The following is an 18,029-nucleotide window of genomic DNA, read 5'->3' as shown; positions in this document are numbered from 1 at the left end:
ATGAAGAAATTTAAATTATTAGTAATAAACCCCGGATCAACATCCACAAAAATTGGTGTTTATGAAGCTGAGAAACTGGTGTTTGAGGAAACGTTAAGACATGATGTCGATGAGCTTTCAGAATTTGACAGAATGATAGACCAATTAAAGTTTAGAAAAGACATTATAATTGATGCACTCAAGAAAAATAATGTTGGGATAGAAAGTTTTGATGCGATAGTAGGTAGAGGTGGACTCCTTAAGCCCATTGAAGGAGGAACCTATGAGGTTAACGAAGAAATGCTCAAGGACCTACAGGAAGGCAGTAGAGGGGAACACGCTTCAAATCTTGGAGCAATCCTGGCATATGAAATTTCCAAAACTGCAGATGGAAGAGCATTTATTGTGGATCCAGTAGTGGTTGATGAACTGCAGGATGTTGCGAGGATTTCAGGCCTGAAGGAAATTGAAAGAAAGAGTATACTTCACGCCCTTAACCAAAAGGCTGTTGCAAGGAGATATGCCAGAGAGCAAAATGTTAAATATTCAGATCTTAATCTTATAGTCGCCCACTTGGGTGGTGGAATTTCTGTGGGAGCTCACAAAAAAGGTAGAGTTGTGGATGTTGGAAATGCACTTGATGGAGAAGGTGCTTTTTCACCGGAAAGATCAGGTGGTCTTCCTGTTGGAGACCTTATCAAGCTTTGTTTCTCAGGTAAGTATACTCTGGATGAAGTAAAGAAAATGATTAAGGGAAATGGTGGGTTGGTATCCTATCTTGGAACAAATGACGCCCGCGAAGTTGTTAAGAGAATAAAAGAAGGCGATGAGTACGCAGAACTCATATTTAAAGCTATGGCTTATCAGGTTGCTAAGGATATTGGAGCATCTGCAGCGGTTCTCAAAGGAGATGTGGATCAGGTAATAATTACAGGAGGTATTGCATACGACGATATGTTTACTGGCTGGATAAAGGAAATGGTCAGCTACATCAGCGGAGTAACAATATATCCAGGAGAAGATGAGCTTCAGGCCCTTGCAGAGGGTGGACTGAGAGTTCTTAATAATGAGGAATCTCCGAAAGTTTATAGTTAGGAGCAGAGAATGTTAAATGACAATAGAATCAGAATTATCATAGGGCATTATGGAAGTGGAAAGACCGAATTTAGTGTAAATTATGCAGTGAAATTGGCTGAAGAGGGCAAGAAAGTTGCTTTGGCGGATTTAGATGTTGTAAACCTGTACTTTAGGAGCAGAGAAAAAGCAGAGATTCTTGAAGCTATGGGAATAAGGGTAATAGGTGGAGCAATCAAAGGTTCTGGTGTTGACCTTCCTGCAATAACAGGAGAAGTATTGACGCCATTACAGGATAAATCCTATGAAGCTGTACTTGATGTTGGAGGAAACCCTCAGGGAGCAAGAACTCTTGGAAGATATCACAGCTACTTCGAGGAAGGTGAGTACGATATGTTTTTCGTACTTAATGCCAACAGACCTGAAACTGGGACAGTTGAACAGGCTATAGAATATATTGTAAAGATCCAGGATGTTGCAAGAGCAAAAGTGACAGGAATAATCAACAATACACATCTTCTGAAGAGCACAACTGTAGAGGATGTTATGAAAGGCTATAATTTGGCCAAGGAGGTTTCAAAAGAGACTGGCTTGCCAATTAAGTATAATGTTTGTCTTGAGACTTTGGTAGATAAGCTGCCGGAGGAACTTGGAGACAACGTTTTCCCAATAAATTTGTATATGAGGGATGAATGGATGCTATAAGAAAAGGAGGATCAGGAATATGGCTAAAGTAAAAGGCAATGTAACATTTGAGGAGGACCTTTGCAAGGGATGTGGTCTTTGCGTGACGGTTTGTCCTGTGAACATTATTTCACTTGATACTGCTAGAATCAACAAGAAAGGGTATCACCCAGCAGCTATAGAAGAGATGGACAAATGCATAGCATGCACTAATTGTGCTACTATATGTCCAGATGTTGTCATTACTGTAGAAAGATTATAAGGGAGGGATTACATATGACAAAAGTTCTTATGAAAGGGAATGAAGCTGTAGGAGCAGCTGCAATTGCGGCTGGATGCCATTATTTCTTTGGATATCCAATTACTCCTCAAAGTGAAGTCCCTGAATATATGTCAAGAGAGTTACCAAAGGTTGGTGGAGCTTACGTTCAGGCAGAATCAGAAGTAGCGGCAATAAACATGGTATACGGAGCATCTGGATCAGGAGCAAGGGTTATGACATCATCATCAAGTCCTGGAATCGCTCTTAAGCAAGAGGGAATTTCCTACTGTGCGGGAGCAGAGTTACCATGTGTTATAGTTGATATGATGAGAGGTGGACCAGGGCTTGGAACAATTCAGCCTGCCCAGGGAGACTACTTCCTTGCTACAAGAGGAGGCGGAAATGGAGATTACAGACTAATTGTTCTCGCGCCTGCAGATGTTCAGGAACTAGTGGATCTTGTAATGGAAGGATTTGACCTGGCTGATATTTACAGAACACCTGTCATGATTCTAGGTGATGGAATGATTGGTCAGATGATGGAGCCAGTTGAATTTAGATATCAGCAAAGAACTGATTTGCCAGAAAAAGACTGGGCAACAAGAGGAAAAGGAAAAGGCAAGCAAAAAAATGTCATCAATTCACTTTACCTTCAGGCAGAAGAGCTTGAAAAACACAACCATAAGCTTCAGGCAAAATATGCCAAGATCAGAGAAAACGAGAAGAAAGTTGAAGTATATAACGTTGAGGATGCAGATGTTGTAATAACAGCATATGGTACAACTTCTCGAATTGCCAAGACAGCAATTGCAAAGCTTGAGAAGGAAGGGTACAAGGTTGGAATGATAAGACCAATCAGTCTATATCCATTCCCTAATGAAGCTTATGATAAGATTAGTGACAGCTGTAAAGGAGTACTTACTGTTGAGATGAGTACTGGACAGATGATTGACGATGTACAACTTTCACTAAAGGGAAGAATTCCGACTTACTTCCACGGACGTTCAGGTGGAATGGTTCCTGGTCCTGAGGAAATTGTTGAAAAGGTAAAGGAAATTCTTGGAGGTGGAAAATAATGGCAATTATATTTGAAAAAACAAAAGGATTAACTGACAAGCCTACCCATTATTGTCCAGGTTGTACCCACGGAATAATCCACAGAATTGTTGCCGAGGTATTGGAGGAAATGGATCTATTGGATGAAGCCATAGGTGTTGCACCTGTAGGATGTTCAGTATTGGCATATGACTATTTCAACGTAGATATGCATGAGGCGGCTCATGGTAGAGCTCCTGCTGTAGCCACTGGTATCAAAAGGGTTCACCCAAATAATTTTGTATTCACCTATCAGGGAGATGGGGACCTTGCTTCAATCGGTACTGCAGAAATTATTCATGCAGCACACAGAGGAGAGAAATTCACAACAATATTCGTTAATAATGCTATTTACGGTATGACTGGCGGACAAATGGCTCCAACTACACTTATTGGACAAAAGACGACCACTTCTCCTTATGGTAGGGATGAAGCCACAACCGGTAAGCCAATCAAGATGTCAGAGCTTTTGGCAACAATTGATGGAGCTAAATTTGTTGAGAGAGTTGCGGTAAACACACCTGCAAATGTCAGAAAAGCAAAAAAAGCTATCAAAGAGGCATTCAAGGTTCAGTTGGATGGTAAGGGATTCGGTATTGTTGAGGTTCTATCAACTTGCCCAACAAACTGGGGTCTTACACCTGTGGAAGCAATGAAATGGTTGGAAAAGGATATGATTCCTTACTACCCATTGGGTAACTTCAGAAAGCCAGAGGAGGTAGAATAGAAATGGATGAAAGACTGATTATCGCCGGATTTGGTGGACAGGGTGTAATGGCTATGGGGCAGTTGTTGACTTACTCTGGAATGATTGAAGGGAAAAACGTATCATGGTTGCCTTCATACGGACCAGAGATGCGTGGAGGAACTGCAAACTGTAACGTAACAATATCAACAGAGCCAGTTGGATCACCAGTTGTATTGGAAGCAACAACTGCAGTAGTTTTAAACCTTCCTTCATTGGATAAATTTGAGGAAAGTGTTGTACCAGGTGGAAATCTAATGATTAATTCATCACTGATTGAAAAGAAGGCAGAAAGAGATGATATTAACGTTTACTATATTCCTGCAAATGACATAGCAAATGAAATAGGGAATACAAGAATCGCAAACATGGTAATGCTGGGAGCGTATATTGAGATTACTGGGGCAATAAAGATTGATTCTGTATACGAGGCTTTTGAGAAGGTATTTGGAGAGACAAAAGCTCATCTACTACCAGTTAACAAAGATGCCCTTAAAAGAGGAGCAGAAGTAGTAAGAGAGCAAATAAAAGTAAACGCATAGCATTTAAAAGCCAGATCAATGTGATCTGGCTTTTAGATGTTATGGTAAGAATATAATCATTATTCGTTGTGATATACTGTCTTGTATTTTTCACCTTCCATTTCAAATACCTTTTCTACTTCATTATCAACTAAATGAAGTATACCAGCTTCATAAAAAACTTTTGCACCGATTCCACAATTTGAACTGAGAGATCGGGGTACAGGCATAAGAGTGCAAGAAATCATAAGTTTCTCAAGCTTTCTTTGAAATTTGATTGCGCCTGAATGTGTAAAGAATATTACCATATAAGTGTTCATATTATTTTAAACCATTTATAATAATATCATCCTGTGAACCATCAAAGGATACTTCATAGCCCTCATGTGTAAGGAAACGTTCAATGTTTCCTTTAGCTGTTTCGTTGTCTACAACAATCTGAATTTGAACTGGCTTGTCTTTAATTGCATTCTTAGTTAAAAGTACAGGCTGTGGACAAGACATTCCACGTGCATCTATTTTTTCCATAGTATATCCTCCTTTAAGCGTTCACTTTTTTTGCTGCAAAATCTGAGTTTGCAACTGAAATAATAAGAACTGCAATAATACTTACAATTACTGCAATTTGACCATTAGCAGTTGGACCTGCTCCACTTGAAGCAAGACCGAAATTGTGAGCGATGGCTGCACCTACAGTCATTCCCATAACGCTGATTGCTGAATCAGTGTTGCCTTCACCAGCAAGTATAAGCTGTCTCATTGGACATCCACCAAGTAACACTGAACCCCATCCTGCAAGGAGCATACCCATAAAATTCCATAAACCGTCATTATGAGCAATTGGCTGACCAACAAATCCTAGATTAAAATAGCCCATAATTACATTTCCTGCAAAAGCGAATAGCAATATTGATATAAATCCTGAAATAAGATGAGAATCCCTAAAGAGAATCATATCCCTGATTCCTCCGACCATGCAAAGTCTATTTCTCTGTGCAAGCCATCCCACAATCAATCCTGCTGCAAGAGCAATCCAGATTGGTGCATGCATTGAGCCTGGGCCTTCGGTGCTAAAGAACAGAAATCCTGCTCCCGCAAAGAGAAGAACCAGAAGTCCAAGATTTACAGCTGGGAATATGTATCCCTCTATGGAAGGCATTTTGTAGCTTCTTCTTAAGCTAAACCCTTTATTAAGGAATAATACTCCAAAATATATTCCAACAGCATATCCTCCGATTCCAAGTAGTGCATTAAGATCTCCTCCTGCAAGACGAAGAACCATTCTTAAGGGACATCCTAAAAACATTAATGCTCCTATCATTACCATTGCCCCAAGTACAAATCTCGAAAATGGTGAAGAGCCTCCTGTTGTTCTGAATTCCTTGTTCTTAATGGATACAATAAATGCTCCTAGAACCAATCCGATTACTTCTGGTCTTATGTACTGAACTACTGAAGCTCTGTGTAATCCTACTCCTCCAGCAATATCTCTAAGGAAACAAGCTATGCAAAAACCCATATTTGCAGGGTTTCCATAGTAGACTAGAATTACGGAAAGGATTCCGACTATTGCTCCGGCAAAAATGATGCCTCTTTTTTCTTTCATAAGTAACCTCCTCATATTTATTTTAATGGCATATATTCGTTATGATTATAACAATACAGCGGACAGAAGTTAAATAGAATAAATTAATGGAAAACAATTTGTCATAGAAAATACTAATACAGATTGAATTTCACTCCTGGAAGGAGTAGCATCAAAAGCAGAGAATAAATGAGAGGAGGCATGCTATGAAAAGGGTATATCTTGACAATGGTGCTACCAGTTATCCTAAAGCTCCTGGAGTGGCTGAATCTATGGTAGATTACATAATTAACAATGGTGCCAATATTGGTCGCGGAACATATGAAAGCTCCTTCCATGCTGAAAATGTAGTTTTTGAAACAAGAGAAAAGCTTGCAAAGCTATTCCATTTTCCAGAGCCAGCCAATGTTATATTCACAAAGAACATAACCGAGAGTCTAAATGTATTATTAAAAGGTCTATTGAAGGAAAACGACCATGTAATTGTATCATCAATGGAACATAATGCAGTTATGAGACCATTGAATTCTCTAGGAAAAAGAGGAGTAACTTTTTCCAAGGTACAATGCAATAATGTTGGAGAGCTTGATCCTGAAGATATATTAAAGCAAATAAATACTCAAACCAGAGCTGTAGTTATGACACATGCTTCAAACGTTTGCGGTACAATAATTGATCTGGAAAACGTGGGGAAATTATGTAAGGAACAAGGGTTGCTTTTTATTGTTGATGCTGCTCAGACGGCTGGATTCATAGATGTAGATTTTTTTAGAATAAAAGCCGATGCAATAGCATTTACGGGGCACAAGAGTCTTTTGGGTCCACAGGGGATGGGTGGATTTGTCATAAGTGAGGAATTATCAAATGAGATTGATACATTAGTTGAAGGTGGTACCGGAAGTCTTTCTGATAAGGAGATACAACCTGAGTATATGCCAGACAAACTTGAAGCTGGAACACAGAATATTCCCGGTATATTTGGATTGCATGCTGCCCTGGAGTATTTGGAAAAAAATGGTGTTGATAATCTTAGAAAAAGAGAGATGATGCAGGTAGAAGCTTTTATTGATGGATTAATGAAGATAAGTGGAGTTAAGTTGATTGGGAAGAGTGGCATTGAAGGCCGAACAGGCGTTGTTTCCATTGATGTACCTGAAAGGGATAATGCAGATATATCATTTAGATTATATGACCAATTTGGCATTGCTACTAGATGTGGAATGCACTGTGCACCTTCAGCACACAAGACTCTTGGAACATTTCCCCAGGGGACGGTCAGATTCAGCTTTTCACATTTCAACACCATGGAAGAGGTCGAATATACTCTTGGTGCAATAAGAAAAGTAGTTAGATAATTGTTAAAAGAGCCAGACCCGAGGGTCTGGCTCTAACTATATCAAAGCAGCTTCAAATTCATCCATAAGCGCATCAACGGTTGTAATCTTATCTACAAGATATCCTCTCTTGCCAATAAACACCAAGCCGTTGTCTACATCTCCCTGAACGGCTCTAACAAGAGCACTGGTAATGCAATAGGGCGTAGTGGCTGGATTACAGCCAGTCAGGCAATTGTAGCACTTGGTTATTTTTTCCTTCTCCAATGATACCCGTTTAATATAGGGATTAATTACAGCCTGTCCAGGCATCCCCACAGGACTTACTATATAATCGATGGATTCTTCCTTGGAGTTAACGTAGGCCATTTTGTAATTCTCATGGGCATCACATTCCTCTGTTGCAACAAACCTGGTTCCCATTTGAACACCATCTGCTCCTAAATCCAGGAATTTTTTTATGTCCTCACCATTATAGATTCCACCTGCTACAACAATCTGTGCTGTCTTTCCTGATTTTTCTTCAAGCGGCTTAATAGCATTCTTTACCTCGGTATAAATGTCTTCAAGCTTTGGAATTGAATCACTTGAAAGAACTTCTTTGCTGAACCCAAGATGACCGCCTGCAAGGGGTCCTTCGATTATTATTAGCTCTGGAAAATAGTCGTGTCGTTTCATCCATAACTTGGTAATTACTGCAGCAGCCTTACCTGAGGAGACTATGGGAGCGATTTTTGTCGTACTTCCCTTTACAAGTCCCGGTAGGTCATTTGGCAAACCTGCTCCAGAAATTATCAAATCAATTTTTTCTTCCACTGCCGCTTTTACTGTTTCTGCATAATTTTCAATGGCAACCATAAGATTTACCCCAAGTATGCCAAGAGGACTTTTTTCCCTTGCCAGTCTTATTTCTTTTCTTAATGCTCTGATATTTGCTTCCTTTGTATTGGTCATGAAATCAGGTTCTCTGAATCCTATCTGAACTCCTGATATAACTCCCACTCCACCTCTGTTTGCAACAGCTGATGCCAGTCCTGAAAGAGATACTCCTACGCCCATTCCTCCCTGAATTATGGGTAGACGGGTCATTTTATCTCCAATTTGCAATTGTTTCATCAATACACCTTCTCTCTATTTATCTATTGCGAATAAGAATTCACCTTCTGCAGCCACTTCACCATCAACATAAGCTGTACCTTGACCGATTCCTATTACACCACGTAATTTAATTATCTCAACATCCATCTTAAGGACATCTCCTGGCTGAACCTTCTTTTTAAATCTGAATTTGTTGATTCCAGCAAAATAAGGAGTTTTACCTTTAAAATCGTCTCTTGCCAGAAGTATGACAGCCCCAACCTGCGCCATGGTCTCAATTATTATTACACCAGGCATAACGGGATTTCCAGGAAAGTGTCCCTGAAAAAAAGGTTCGTTGATTGTCACCATCTTATATCCTGTTCCAGTTTTACCTTCTTCGGTAATCTCAACCTTATCCACAAAAAGAAATGGTTGTCTGTGAGGAATAAGATTCATAATGTCGTTGACATTGTAGGTATTCACTACTATACACCTCCTTTTGATTAAAAGTCAGGAAATAAAATATTGATTAAATCCTCATTTTGTACTATACTGTTCTTAAGTTTGCATGTGCCTATTAACAATAATAATTTAAAAATGAAAAATTTGCAAACTTTTAATCCCCCTAAAAAACAGGAGGTGGTAAATTGAATAAAATATCTGTAGGAATCACAGGAATAGGAAGCTATGTTCCCGAAAATGTGATGACCAACGATGACCTCGCCAAGATTGTTGATACAAATCATGAGTGGATAGTGTCAAGAACCGGTATCGAGGAGCGAAGAATCGCGGACAAAGATCAACCAACATCAGATCTTGCCACGAAAGCGTCATTAAAGGCTCTTGAAGATGCATCAATTGCACCGGAGGATCTGGACCTGATAATTGTAGCAACGGCAACACCGGATTATATATTTCCTTCAACAGCTGCAATGGTACAAAAGGACATCGGAGCCACAAAAGCGGCTGCATTTGATATAAGCGTCGGTTGTTCAGGTTTTGTATATGGACTGGTTACCGGAGCAAACTTCATTTCATCGGGAATGTATAAGAAAGTACTTGTAATAGGAGCTGAAACCCTGTCAAAGATAGTTGATTGGGAGGACAGAAATACCTGCGTTTTGTTTGGAGACGGAGCGGGGGCGTGTATTTTGGAACCATGTGACGAAAGTTTTGGAATTCTTTCTTCAGAGCTTGGGTCAGATGGTGTCAAAGGAGACGTTTTAATAGTACCTGGAGGAGGGTCAAAAAACCCTGCTACAGAAGAGACAGTGAAAAACAAGCTTCATGCCATCAGGATGGATGGTAAGGAAGTATTTAAGTTTGCAGTAAGAGTAATGGAACAATCCTCAATGAGGGTTCTGGAGAGTGCGGGACTGTCGAAAGAGGAATTGGATTTCATGATTTCTCACCAGGCAAACAGCAGAATTATTGATGCAGCAATGAAAAAGTTAGGATTAAGTAAGGATAAGACCCATGTTAATCTTACAAAATATGGGAATACATCTGCAGCCTCCGTGCCAGTTGCTCTGGATGAGGCTGTTAAAAGCGAGCTTATAAAAAAAGGCGACAATTTGCTTCTTATTGCATTTGGAGCTGGATTGTCATGGGCATCTGTAGTCCTTAAGTGGAATAAGGAGGTTAGAAATGTTTGATTCAAGATTGAAGGATCTTCTTGGAATCAAGTACCCCATATTCCAGGGAGGGATGGCATGGGTTGCAACAAGCGAACTGGCAGCTGCAGTATCAGAAGCTGGCGGACTTGGAATAATTGCAGCTGGCAATGCACCTGGGGAATATGTACGGACTGAGATCAGGAAGCTAAAAGAAATGACCGACAAACCCTTTGGCGTTAACATTATGCTATTATCGCCGTTTGTAGAAGATGTTATAAATATAATATGTGAAGAAGGAGTTCCTGTTGTAACCACAGGAGCAGGAAATCCAGGAAAGTTTCTTCAGAGATTCAAGAACCATGATATAAAAGTCATTCCAGTGGTACCTACGGTGTCTTTGGCAAAGAGATTGGAAAAGCAAGGCGTAGATGCCTTGATTGTCGAGGGAACTGAAGCAGGAGGGCATATTGGAGAGATTACAACAATGGCACTTGTCCCTCAGGTTTGTGATGCTGTAAGCATTCCAGTAATAGCTGCTGGAGGAATTGCAGATGGAAGAGGTGTGATTGCAGCTCTGGCTCTTGGAGCGAACGGTGTACAGTTGGGAACCAGATTTGTATGTTCAACTGAAGCCAAGGTCCACCAGAACTACAAGGATAAGCTTATCAATGCTAAGGATAGAGATGCTTTGGTAACTGGAAGAAGTACAGGACATCCAGTAAGAGTTATTAAAAATCAGTTTACCAGAGAGTTCATGGAACTTGAGAAGGCTGGCACATCAATGGAAGACCTTGAAAAAATGGGGTCGGGAAGACTTCGCCTGGCAGTGGTTGAAGGTGATGTTGACAGAGGTTCTGTAATGTCAGGACAGATTGCCGGGATGATTAATGACATCAAGCCATGTAGAGAAATAATTGAACAATTGATTAATGAGGCTAAAGCGGTATTAGGTGGTCTTAATGATCAGGAAGGAGGTGAGAGAAATGAGTAAGCGTGCATTTATCTTTCCTGGTCAGGGAGCACAACATATTGGTATGGGTCAGGATTTCTTTCAACAGATAAAAGAATCCAAAATGATCTTTGAGGAAGCTGATGATACACTTAAGAGTCCACTTTCAAAGGTAATATTCGAAGGCGACGAAGAGGATCTTAAAAAAACTGAAACTACTCAGCCTGCAATTCTTACTGCAAGTATTGCAATGCTAAGGGCACTTGAAAAAGAAGGAATCGACTGTGATTGCACAGCGGGGCTTAGTCTTGGTGAATACAGTTCACTTGTAATGAGTAAAGCCTTGAGATTTCAGGATGCTCTGTCAATAGTAAGACAAAGAGGGAAATTCATGCAGGAAGCAGTGCCTAACGGTGTAGGAGGCATGGCAGCAATTCTTGGGCTGGACAGATCAAAGTTGCCGGAAGTTCTTTTGGCAGCAAAGGATTATGGCATTGTGGAGGTTGCAAACTACAATAGCCCCGAACAGATTGTAATATCCGGAGAAAAGAAGGGGTTGAAAATAGCCTGTGCAAAGGCTTTGGAGGAAGGCGCCAAAAGAGCTGTTGAGCTCCCTGTAAGTGCTCCGTTCCATACATCAATGCTTTCTCCCGCGGGAGTAAGACTCAAGGTTGAGCTGGAAAAATTGAGTATTGGAGACTTCCAAAAGAAGGTAATTACAAATGTTGACGGAAAGGCAATTGACAGTAAGGATCAACTGGTATCAAAGCTTGTTGACCAGGTTTCACACTCCGTTCTTTGGCATCAATCAATTGAATATATGATTAATGAAGGAGTGGATACATTTATTGAGATAGGTCCTGGGAAGTCATTGTCAGGCTTTGTCAAAAGGATTGGTAAATCCATGGACAAGGATGTAAAGGCAATGAATATTTCTGATATGGACAGCTTCAGAAACACAGTTGAGAAGCTGACGAAGGGGGCTTAATAATGAATGGGAAAGTAGCATTGGTTACTGGAGGAAGTAGAGGTATTGGAAGAAATATTGCAAAGGTACTTGCCGGTGAAGGCTACAATGTAGCCATAACATACAATAGCAATGAAGAGTTGGCAAAAGAAGTAGTAAAGGAACTTGAACACTCAGGTGTTAAGGCAGCCTGCTTCAAGGCTAATATAAGCATCAAGGACCAAGTCGACAATCTTATCAGGGAAATTGAAAAAGAACTTGGTTCGGTATGTGTTTTGGTAAATAATGCCGGGATAACAAAGGACAATCTTTTAATCAGGATGTCTGAGGACGACTGGGATTCTGTAATGGATGTAAATCTAAAAGGTGCGTTTCTAACCACCAAGGCAGTTGCCAGAGGTATGATGAAGAAGAGATATGGTAAAATCATCAACATATCCTCTGTAGTGGGAGTGATGGGTAATGCAGGACAGGGAAATTACTCTGCATCCAAGGCAGGACTCATAGGATTTACAAAATCAATGGCAAGGGAACTTGCAAGTCGGGGAATCAGGGTAAATGCAGTTGCACCCGGATTTATTCGGACAGATATGACAGACAGTTTGAAGGAAGAAGTAAAAGAGGCTATGCTTTTAAATATACCCCTGGGTTATTTTGCAGAGTCTGAGGAAGTTAGCAATCTGGTAGCATTTCTGGCAAGTGAAAAATCGGATTATATAACTGGCCAGGTTATTCAGATTGACGGTGGAATGAACATTTAAATTAGAGGAGGAAGTAAAATGATATTTGATAAGGTAAAAGAAATTATTGCAGAGCAATTGGATGTAGAAATGGAAAGAGTAACGATGGAGACTTCACTGATGAAGGATCTTGAAGCTGATTCACTGGATGCTGTTGAGATAATGATGGCTCTTGAAGATGAGTTCGAAATTGAGGTACCAGATGAAGATGCAGAAGGTTTCAAGAATATCGGAGATATCGTAAAATATGTTGAGGCTAAGTTAGCCTAGACTAAAGAGAGGTGTAAGGATGAATAGAGTAGTTATAACGGGTCTTGGTGCCATAACACCTGTTGGATCAGGTAAGAATGAATTTTGGAACTCACTTGTATCTGGTAAATCAGGCATTGACTATCTGACAAAATTCGACACAAAGGATCATGAAGTAAAAATTGCGGCTGAAGTGAAAGATTTTGATCCTACGGAATATATGGGCAAGAAAGACGCAAAGAGAATGGATCTGTTTAGCCAGTATGCGATAGCGGCGACTAAACAAGCGCTGGATGATTCTGGAATAGACATGGAAAAGGTAGATGCCGAAAGAGCAGGTACCATAATTGGTTCAGGCATAGGCGGAATATCAACTTTGGAATCAGAAAAAGAAAAAATGGATGAAAAGGGACCTGGAAGAATTAGTCCATTGTTTATTCCGATGATGATTTCAAATATGGCTGCAGGACAGGTATCGATGGCTTTCGGGCTGAAGGGTTCATCTATGACAATTACAACAGCGTGTGCATCTGCTACTCACGCCATAGGTGAAGCCTTCAGAATGATTAAGTCGGGCAACCTTGATTTCGCAGTGACAGGGGGTACAGAAAGCTCAATAACCCCACTTTCCATGGCAGGATTTATTTCCATGAAGGCGTTGTCAACAAACAACGAGAATCCTCAGTCTGCAAGCAGACCATTTGATAAAAACAGGGATGGATTTGTTATGGGCGAGGGCTCAGGAATTATTATTTTGGAGGATCTGGACCATGCATTAAACAGAGGAGCTACAATCTATGCTGAGATTATAGGCTATGGTTCAACTTCAGATGCATTCCACATAACTCAACCGGATCCGGAAGCAAAGGGTGCCAGAAACGCTATGGCATTGGCAGTAAAAGAAGGAAATATATCACTGGAAGATGTACATTACATCAATGCACACGGAACCAGCACATATTTCAATGATAAACTTGAAACCTTGGCCATTAAGACTTTATTTGGCGACCATGCCAAGAACATAAATGTAAGCAGCACCAAGTCCATGACAGGACATTTACTTGGAGCAGCTGGCGGAATTGAAGCGATTGCAACGGCATTGGCCCTTTATAACGGGGTTGTTCCTCCAACAATCAATTATGAAACCGAGGATGAGGAATGCGACCTTAACTATACTCCAAATGTTGCAGTTGAAAGGGAGATAGTTCATGCTATCTCAAATTCCTTGGGATTTGGTGGTCATAACGCAAGTATATTGTTGAAAAAGTACAATTAATAGCACAGTAGGCTGATCGGGAAATGACCCGGTCAGCTATTTTTTTAGTCAGTTACATGAATTTTATGCTATACTAATAGGTATACAATGGAGGTAGAAAATGGTGATAACTATACCTATATATATAGAAAGTATTATTGAGAGATTGGAAAAGGCAGGATTCAGCGTACATCTTGTAGGTGGCTGTGTTAGAGATTCAATTCTAGGGAAAACACCTGTGGACTATGATCTTGCAACTTCTGCTACACCCGTTCAGATCATAGCTCTATTCAACGATAAAAGAACCGTTGAAATTGGCAAGGAATACGGAACGGTTGTAATAGTTGAAAAAGAGGGTAATGTTGAGGTCACTACCTACAGGACAGATGGAGCTTATTTGGATGGAAGAAGACCAGACAAGGTAGGTTTCACTGAAGATATTTTGGAGGATCTAAGACGTAGGGACTTCACCATTAACGCAATGGCTTATCATCCTGAAAGAGGGCTGCTGGACCCTTTCAATGGAGTAGAGGATATAAGAGACAGTTTAGTCAGAAGTGTGGGAAGTCCAAGAGAGAGACTCTCAGAGGATCACTTGCGAATTTTAAGAGCTGTAAGATTTGCTACCCAACTTGATTTTCTAATAGACATCAAGACATCGGAGGCATGTATGGATTTGTCTCCTAAACTTGAAACTGTAAGTATTGATAGAATTAGAGATGAACTGTTCAAAATTATTCTAGCTAAAAGACCTTCAAGAGGATTTCTACTTATGAGAAGTCTGGGTATATTGAAAGAAGTAATTCCGGAACTTATACCAGCAATAGGTTTTGATCAGAGGAATCCCTACCACGACAGATCCGTATTCCAGCATACACTAACTGTTATGGACAATACGCCTCCTGTTCTCCATATTAGATTGGCGGCATTGCTTCATGATATTGGAAAACCTTATACCTTTACTTTGGATGATAAAGGTGTGGGACACTTCTATGGACACGATAAAAAAAGTGTTGAGATTGGAAAAGAAATACTAATGAGACTCAACTGCTCCACAGATCTTATAGACTCAACATTAAGACTAGTTAAAGAGCATATGATACATCATCCTGATTTAAAAAAGAAGGGTCTAAAAAGACAACTCCAAAGAGTTGGAGAAGACAGGATATATGATTTGGTTGACCTTCAAGTAGCTGATAGACTCAGCAAAAGTAGCAATAAAGACATTTCAAACCTTTTGGCCAAAAAGAAGGCCATAGACGCAATCCTATATGCAAAAGAGCCTTTTCGCAGAAAACATCTGGCAATAAACGGTGATGACCTGAAGGAAATGGGATATACACAGGGTAAGATCATCGGCAAGATACTGGAGTATCTTTTAAAATGTGTGCTGGAGAAACCAGAACTGAACAAGATAGAAACACTAAAAAAGATTGCTAGAGATATTTATCCTTTGGATTAGACAGAATAATGATAATGGGGGAATTTAAATGGGAAAACTATTTGGTACTGACGGAGTGAGAGGAGTTGCCAATGAGGAACTGACACCAGAGTTGGCATTTCAGATTGGAAGGGCAGGAGCATATGTATTGGCCAAAGAGAAAAAGGGGAAAGTTATAGTTGGCAAGGATACAAGGGTTTCAGGAGATATGCTTGAAGCTGCATTGACAGCAGGAATTTGCTCCATGGGATTGGATGTTGAATCTGTTGGGATTATACCAACACCTGCAGTGGCATATCTTACAAGAAAGTATGGAGCCGTGGCAGGGGTCGTGATTTCTGCATCCCATAATCCTGGTGAGTACAATGGAATCAAATTCTTCAGTGGAGAAGGCCTAAAGTTACCAGATTCAACAGAGGAAGAAATTGAAGATTTATTGATGAACAAGGGAGAAATAAAAGATAGACCAATTAAGAATCTAATTGGAAGGGTATATATAAATGAAAATGCAGCTTATGATTACAAGGAATTCCTCAAGTCCACTATTGAAACTGACCTGTCGGGAATAAAGATTGCCATGGATTGTGGTCATGGAGCACTTTACGAAATCGGACCCCAGTTGTTTGATGAAATGGGAGGAGAAGTGTTTGCAATTAATACAGAGCCTGACGGAATGAATATCAATGATGCATGTGGCTCCACTAAGCCTCAATTGGTTCAGAGGCTTGTACTGGAAAAGGGTGCAGATTTAGGTATTGCCTTTGATGGTGATGCTGACAGAATAATTGCAGTAGATGAAAAAGGCGAGATTATTGATGGTGATCATATTCTTGCGATTTGTAGCAGATATCTTAAGAAGAAAGGTAAACTTGCTAAGGATACTGTCGTAGGAACTGTTATGACCAATATGGGCCTTGATGAATTTCTAGGTAATAATGGAATGGATATTGTGAAAACTGCTGTAGGGGACAGATATATTCTAGAGGAAATGATTAAGGATGGCTATAATCTGGGAGGAGAGCAATCTGGACATATTATATTCCTGGAGCACAATACCACCGGAGATGGCTTGGCAACAGGATTACAGTTGATCCAAGTGATTAAGGAGACAAAAGAAAAAGCTTCTGACTTGAATTCACTGATGAAGAATTATCCTCAAGTACTTGTAAATGCCAGAGTAGAAAATGCATATAAAACAAAGTACATGGAAATTCCTGAAATTAAGGAAGAGATACTGAAGCTTGAAAATTATTTTGCTGGCGAGGGAAGAGTGTTGATTAGACCATCAGGAACAGAACCTCTAGTAAGAGTTATGATTGAAGGTAAAAACCAGGATACAATATCTGAGAAAGCACATGAATTAGCTGCATTTATCGAATCAGTGATAGGACCAAAATAAGTCGGGGAGTGATGAAATGGATTACAAAATCGTTGCAGACAGTAGTTGTGATACAAACGAACAATTGGACAAGTTTATGGAAGTCCACAAAGTACCCTTTAAGATTGACATCGATGAAAGAACATTTATCGATAATGAGGAGTTGGATCTTGAAGATATGGTCAAGACCATGAAGGAAAGTCCAAATCCCATTAAGTCATCCTGTCCTTCACCTGGTGACTTTAAGGAAGCCTACGGGGATGCTGAAAATGTATTTGTAGTAACTATTTCCAAAGAGCTATCAGGAACCTACAACAGTGCCGAACTGGCAAAGGAAATGACAATTGAGGAAAATGAGAATCAGTTTGTTCATGTATTCAATTCCAAGTCTGCAAGTACAGGTGAAACTCTTACAGCCATGAAGATTCAGGAGTGTGTCAACAAGGGAATGACAAGGGATGAAATCGTTGAAACTGTAGAAAATTACATCCAGGACACAAAGACATTCTTTATATCCGAAGACTTGAGCAATCTTATCAAGAATGGCAGAATATCAAAGACTGCGGGTCTGATTGCAAATGTATTGAATATCAAACCCATTATGAGAAGAGATGAAGATGGTAATATTGAACCTGTGGAAAAAATCAGAGGCAGCAAAAAGGCATTCAAGCGATTAGCAGAAGTGATTGGCGAGAATGGATCAAATTTTGAGGAGAGAGTTATTGCCATATCTCATGCAAATGCTTTGGATAAAGCTATGGAGTTGAAAAAGGACATCGAAAGGTACAATTTCAAGGAAGTAATAATCGTTGAAACCAAAGGCTTATCAACAGCTTATGTAAATGATGGAGGAATAATCGTCTCCTTTTAGCGGCAAAAAAAAGCACCCAAAAAATATTTGACAAATCATTTTTGGGTGCTATAATAGTAAGAGTGAGTGATATTCACTTAACGTTTTATGCGGGAATGGCGGAATTGGCAGACGCGCTAGACTTAGGATCTAGTGTCATTGACGTGGGGGTTCAAGTCCTCTTTCCCGCACCAGATTTAACCAGTGGTTATTGCCATTGGTTTT

Annotated in this window: 21 protein-coding genes and 1 tRNA gene; 17 read left to right on the top strand and 5 right to left on the bottom strand. The window is 40.1% G+C overall.

The window, feature by feature from the left end:
• The 6 genes from buk to ACOEN1_RS00550 are packed head-to-tail and all read left to right on the top strand — an operon-like array spanning nt 1 to nt 4,381.
• A complete protein-coding gene (gene buk / locus ACOEN1_RS00575; protein ID WP_422484461.1) occupies nt 1-1,074 on the top strand; it encodes a butyrate kinase in 1,074 nt (357 codons plus the stop codon).
• A gap of 9 nt (nt 1,075-1,083) precedes the next feature.
• Entirely contained in the window at nt 1,084-1,758 is a 675-nt protein-coding gene (locus tag ACOEN1_RS00570) for an ATP-binding protein (protein ID WP_422484459.1), read from the top strand.
• A 19-nt stretch (nt 1,759-1,777) separates the two neighbouring features.
• Nucleotides 1,778-1,999, top strand: a complete 222-nt coding sequence (locus tag ACOEN1_RS00565; protein ID WP_422484458.1) for a 4Fe-4S binding protein — start codon at nt 1,778-1,780, stop codon at nt 1,997-1,999.
• Nucleotides 2,000-2,013: 14 nt separating this feature from the next.
• Entirely contained in the window at nt 2,014-3,075 is a 1,062-nt protein-coding gene (locus tag ACOEN1_RS00560) for a 3-methyl-2-oxobutanoate dehydrogenase subunit VorB (RefSeq protein ID WP_422484456.1), read from the top strand.
• The gene (locus tag ACOEN1_RS00555; RefSeq protein ID WP_422484454.1) at nt 3,075-3,821 is read left to right on the top strand and encodes a thiamine pyrophosphate-dependent enzyme; all 747 of its coding nucleotides are present in this window, start codon (nt 3,075-3,077) and stop codon (nt 3,819-3,821) included. Before ACOEN1_RS00560 ends, ACOEN1_RS00555 begins: the two co-directional genes overlap by 1 nt.
• 2 nt (nt 3,822-3,823) lie before the next feature.
• Entirely contained in the window at nt 3,824-4,381 is a 558-nt protein-coding gene (locus ACOEN1_RS00550) for a 2-oxoacid:acceptor oxidoreductase family protein (protein WP_422484452.1), read from the top strand.
• Nucleotides 4,382-4,440: 59 nt separating this feature from the next.
• Here the strand turns inward: ACOEN1_RS00550 and ACOEN1_RS00545 are convergent, their stop codons facing one another.
• From ACOEN1_RS00545 to yedE, 3 genes are read right to left on the bottom strand one after another with little or no spacing between them, the layout of a single operon-like run.
• Complete coding sequence (locus tag ACOEN1_RS00545; RefSeq protein ID WP_422484450.1) at nt 4,441-4,680, bottom strand: DUF3343 domain-containing protein; 240 nt, start codon at nt 4,678-4,680, stop codon at nt 4,441-4,443.
• A 1-nt stretch (nt 4,681) separates the two neighbouring features.
• Nucleotides 4,682-4,888, bottom strand: coding sequence for a sulfurtransferase TusA family protein (locus ACOEN1_RS00540; protein WP_422484449.1), 207 nt, complete (start codon nt 4,886-4,888; stop codon nt 4,682-4,684).
• Nucleotides 4,889-4,901: 13 nt separating this feature from the next.
• Nucleotides 4,902-5,981, bottom strand: coding sequence for a YedE family putative selenium transporter (yedE, locus tag ACOEN1_RS00535; protein ID WP_422484447.1), 1,080 nt, complete (start codon nt 5,979-5,981; stop codon nt 4,902-4,904).
• A gap of 170 nt (nt 5,982-6,151) precedes the next feature.
• Between yedE and ACOEN1_RS00530 the strand changes: the two genes are divergently transcribed.
• Nucleotides 6,152-7,300 carry an aminotransferase class V-fold PLP-dependent enzyme gene (locus ACOEN1_RS00530; protein ID WP_422484445.1) on the top strand — a complete coding sequence of 383 codons (1,149 nt, stop codon included), beginning with the start codon at nt 6,152-6,154 and terminating at the stop codon, nt 7,298-7,300.
• Between the two features lie 36 nt (nt 7,301-7,336).
• Here ACOEN1_RS00530 and ACOEN1_RS00525 read toward each other — a convergent pair whose 3' ends face one another.
• Nucleotides 7,337-8,395 (bottom strand): NAD(P)H-dependent flavin oxidoreductase, encoded by a 1,059-nt coding sequence (locus ACOEN1_RS00525; protein ID WP_422484443.1) that lies wholly within the window; start codon nt 8,393-8,395, stop codon nt 7,337-7,339.
• Between the two features lie 15 nt (nt 8,396-8,410).
• Entirely contained in the window at nt 8,411-8,842 is a 432-nt protein-coding gene (gene fabZ / locus ACOEN1_RS00520; protein WP_422484441.1) for a 3-hydroxyacyl-ACP dehydratase FabZ, read from the bottom strand.
• A 173-nt stretch (nt 8,843-9,015) separates the two neighbouring features.
• On the opposite strand from fabZ, the gene ACOEN1_RS00515 reads away from it, so the two are divergent.
• The 10 genes from ACOEN1_RS00515 to ACOEN1_RS00470 all read left to right on the top strand — a co-directional run bounded on the left by ACOEN1_RS00515 (nt 9,016) and on the right by ACOEN1_RS00470 (nt 17,998).
• Complete coding sequence (locus tag ACOEN1_RS00515; protein WP_422484652.1) at nt 9,016-10,014, top strand: beta-ketoacyl-ACP synthase III; 999 nt, start codon at nt 9,016-9,018, stop codon at nt 10,012-10,014.
• Entirely contained in the window at nt 10,007-10,966 is a 960-nt protein-coding gene (gene fabK / locus ACOEN1_RS00510) for an enoyl-[acyl-carrier-protein] reductase FabK (protein ID WP_422484439.1), read from the top strand. Before ACOEN1_RS00515 ends, fabK begins: the two co-directional genes overlap by 8 nt.
• Nucleotides 10,959-11,912 (top strand): ACP S-malonyltransferase, encoded by a 954-nt coding sequence (gene fabD / locus ACOEN1_RS00505; protein ID WP_422484437.1) that lies wholly within the window; start codon nt 10,959-10,961, stop codon nt 11,910-11,912. The genes fabK and fabD overlap by 8 nt, the downstream gene beginning before the upstream one ends.
• A gap of 2 nt (nt 11,913-11,914) precedes the next feature.
• Entirely contained in the window at nt 11,915-12,652 is a 738-nt protein-coding gene (gene fabG, locus ACOEN1_RS00500; protein ID WP_422484435.1) for a 3-oxoacyl-[acyl-carrier-protein] reductase, read from the top strand.
• 18 nt (nt 12,653-12,670) lie between these two features.
• Entirely contained in the window at nt 12,671-12,901 is a 231-nt protein-coding gene (gene acpP / locus ACOEN1_RS00495; RefSeq protein WP_422484433.1) for an acyl carrier protein, read from the top strand.
• Nucleotides 12,902-12,920: 19 nt separating this feature from the next.
• The gene (gene fabF, locus ACOEN1_RS00490) at nt 12,921-14,156 is read left to right on the top strand and encodes a beta-ketoacyl-ACP synthase II (protein ID WP_422484431.1); all 1,236 of its coding nucleotides are present in this window, start codon (nt 12,921-12,923) and stop codon (nt 14,154-14,156) included.
• A 100-nt stretch (nt 14,157-14,256) separates the two neighbouring features.
• On the top strand, nt 14,257-15,597 hold the full coding sequence (locus tag ACOEN1_RS00485; protein WP_422484429.1) for a CCA tRNA nucleotidyltransferase: 1,341 nt from the start codon (nt 14,257-14,259) through the stop codon (nt 15,595-15,597).
• Nucleotides 15,598-15,625: 28 nt separating this feature from the next.
• On the top strand, nt 15,626-16,975 hold the full coding sequence (gene glmM / locus ACOEN1_RS00480; protein ID WP_422484427.1) for a phosphoglucosamine mutase: 1,350 nt from the start codon (nt 15,626-15,628) through the stop codon (nt 16,973-16,975).
• Nucleotides 16,976-16,991: 16 nt separating this feature from the next.
• Nucleotides 16,992-17,825: a DegV family protein gene (locus tag ACOEN1_RS00475; RefSeq protein WP_422484426.1), complete on the top strand. Its 834-nt coding sequence runs from the start codon at nt 16,992-16,994 to the stop codon at nt 17,823-17,825.
• Nucleotides 17,826-17,914: 89 nt separating this feature from the next.
• Nucleotides 17,915-17,998: transfer RNA gene (locus tag ACOEN1_RS00470), tRNA-Leu, on the top strand.
• Nucleotides 17,999-18,029: the final 31 nt, after the last annotated feature.

The sequence above is a fragment of the Gudongella sp. DL1XJH-153 genome, from assembly GCF_049310905.1.
Lineage (GTDB): Bacteria > Bacillota > Clostridia > Tissierellales > Tissierellaceae > Gudongella.
This window is presented reverse-complemented; position numbering and strand designations above follow the sequence as displayed.

What these genes read in the sequence shown, in the direction of transcription:
- buk (WP_422484461.1), top strand. Translation starts at nt 1, where the DNA reads ATGAAGAAATTTAAATTATTAGTAATAAACCCCGGATCAACATCCACA.
- ACOEN1_RS00570 (WP_422484459.1), top strand. Translation starts at nt 1,084, where the DNA reads ATGTTAAATGACAATAGAATCAGAATTATCATAGGGCATTATGGAAGT.
- ACOEN1_RS00565 (WP_422484458.1), top strand. Translation starts at nt 1,778, where the DNA reads ATGGCTAAAGTAAAAGGCAATGTAACATTTGAGGAGGACCTTTGCAAG.
- ACOEN1_RS00560 (WP_422484456.1), top strand. Translation starts at nt 2,014, where the DNA reads ATGACAAAAGTTCTTATGAAAGGGAATGAAGCTGTAGGAGCAGCTGCA.
- ACOEN1_RS00555 (WP_422484454.1), top strand. Translation starts at nt 3,075, where the DNA reads ATGGCAATTATATTTGAAAAAACAAAAGGATTAACTGACAAGCCTACC.
- ACOEN1_RS00550 (WP_422484452.1), top strand. Translation starts at nt 3,824, where the DNA reads ATGGATGAAAGACTGATTATCGCCGGATTTGGTGGACAGGGTGTAATG.
- ACOEN1_RS00545 (WP_422484450.1), bottom strand. Translation starts at nt 4,680, where the DNA reads ATGAACACTTATATGGTAATATTCTTTACACATTCAGGCGCAATCAAA.
- ACOEN1_RS00540 (WP_422484449.1), bottom strand. Translation starts at nt 4,888, where the DNA reads ATGGAAAAAATAGATGCACGTGGAATGTCTTGTCCACAGCCTGTACTT.
- yedE (WP_422484447.1), bottom strand. Translation starts at nt 5,981, where the DNA reads ATGAGGAGGTTACTTATGAAAGAAAAAAGAGGCATCATTTTTGCCGGA.
- ACOEN1_RS00530 (WP_422484445.1), top strand. Translation starts at nt 6,152, where the DNA reads ATGAAAAGGGTATATCTTGACAATGGTGCTACCAGTTATCCTAAAGCT.
- ACOEN1_RS00525 (WP_422484443.1), bottom strand. Translation starts at nt 8,395, where the DNA reads ATGAAACAATTGCAAATTGGAGATAAAATGACCCGTCTACCCATAATT.
- fabK (WP_422484439.1), top strand. Translation starts at nt 10,007, where the DNA reads ATGTTTGATTCAAGATTGAAGGATCTTCTTGGAATCAAGTACCCCATA.
- fabD (WP_422484437.1), top strand. Translation starts at nt 10,959, where the DNA reads ATGAGTAAGCGTGCATTTATCTTTCCTGGTCAGGGAGCACAACATATT.
- fabG (WP_422484435.1), top strand. Translation starts at nt 11,915, where the DNA reads ATGAATGGGAAAGTAGCATTGGTTACTGGAGGAAGTAGAGGTATTGGA.
- acpP (WP_422484433.1), top strand. Translation starts at nt 12,671, where the DNA reads ATGATATTTGATAAGGTAAAAGAAATTATTGCAGAGCAATTGGATGTA.
- fabF (WP_422484431.1), top strand. Translation starts at nt 12,921, where the DNA reads ATGAATAGAGTAGTTATAACGGGTCTTGGTGCCATAACACCTGTTGGA.
- ACOEN1_RS00485 (WP_422484429.1), top strand. Translation starts at nt 14,257, where the DNA reads ATGGTGATAACTATACCTATATATATAGAAAGTATTATTGAGAGATTG.
- glmM (WP_422484427.1), top strand. Translation starts at nt 15,626, where the DNA reads ATGGGAAAACTATTTGGTACTGACGGAGTGAGAGGAGTTGCCAATGAG.
- ACOEN1_RS00475 (WP_422484426.1), top strand. Translation starts at nt 16,992, where the DNA reads ATGGATTACAAAATCGTTGCAGACAGTAGTTGTGATACAAACGAACAA.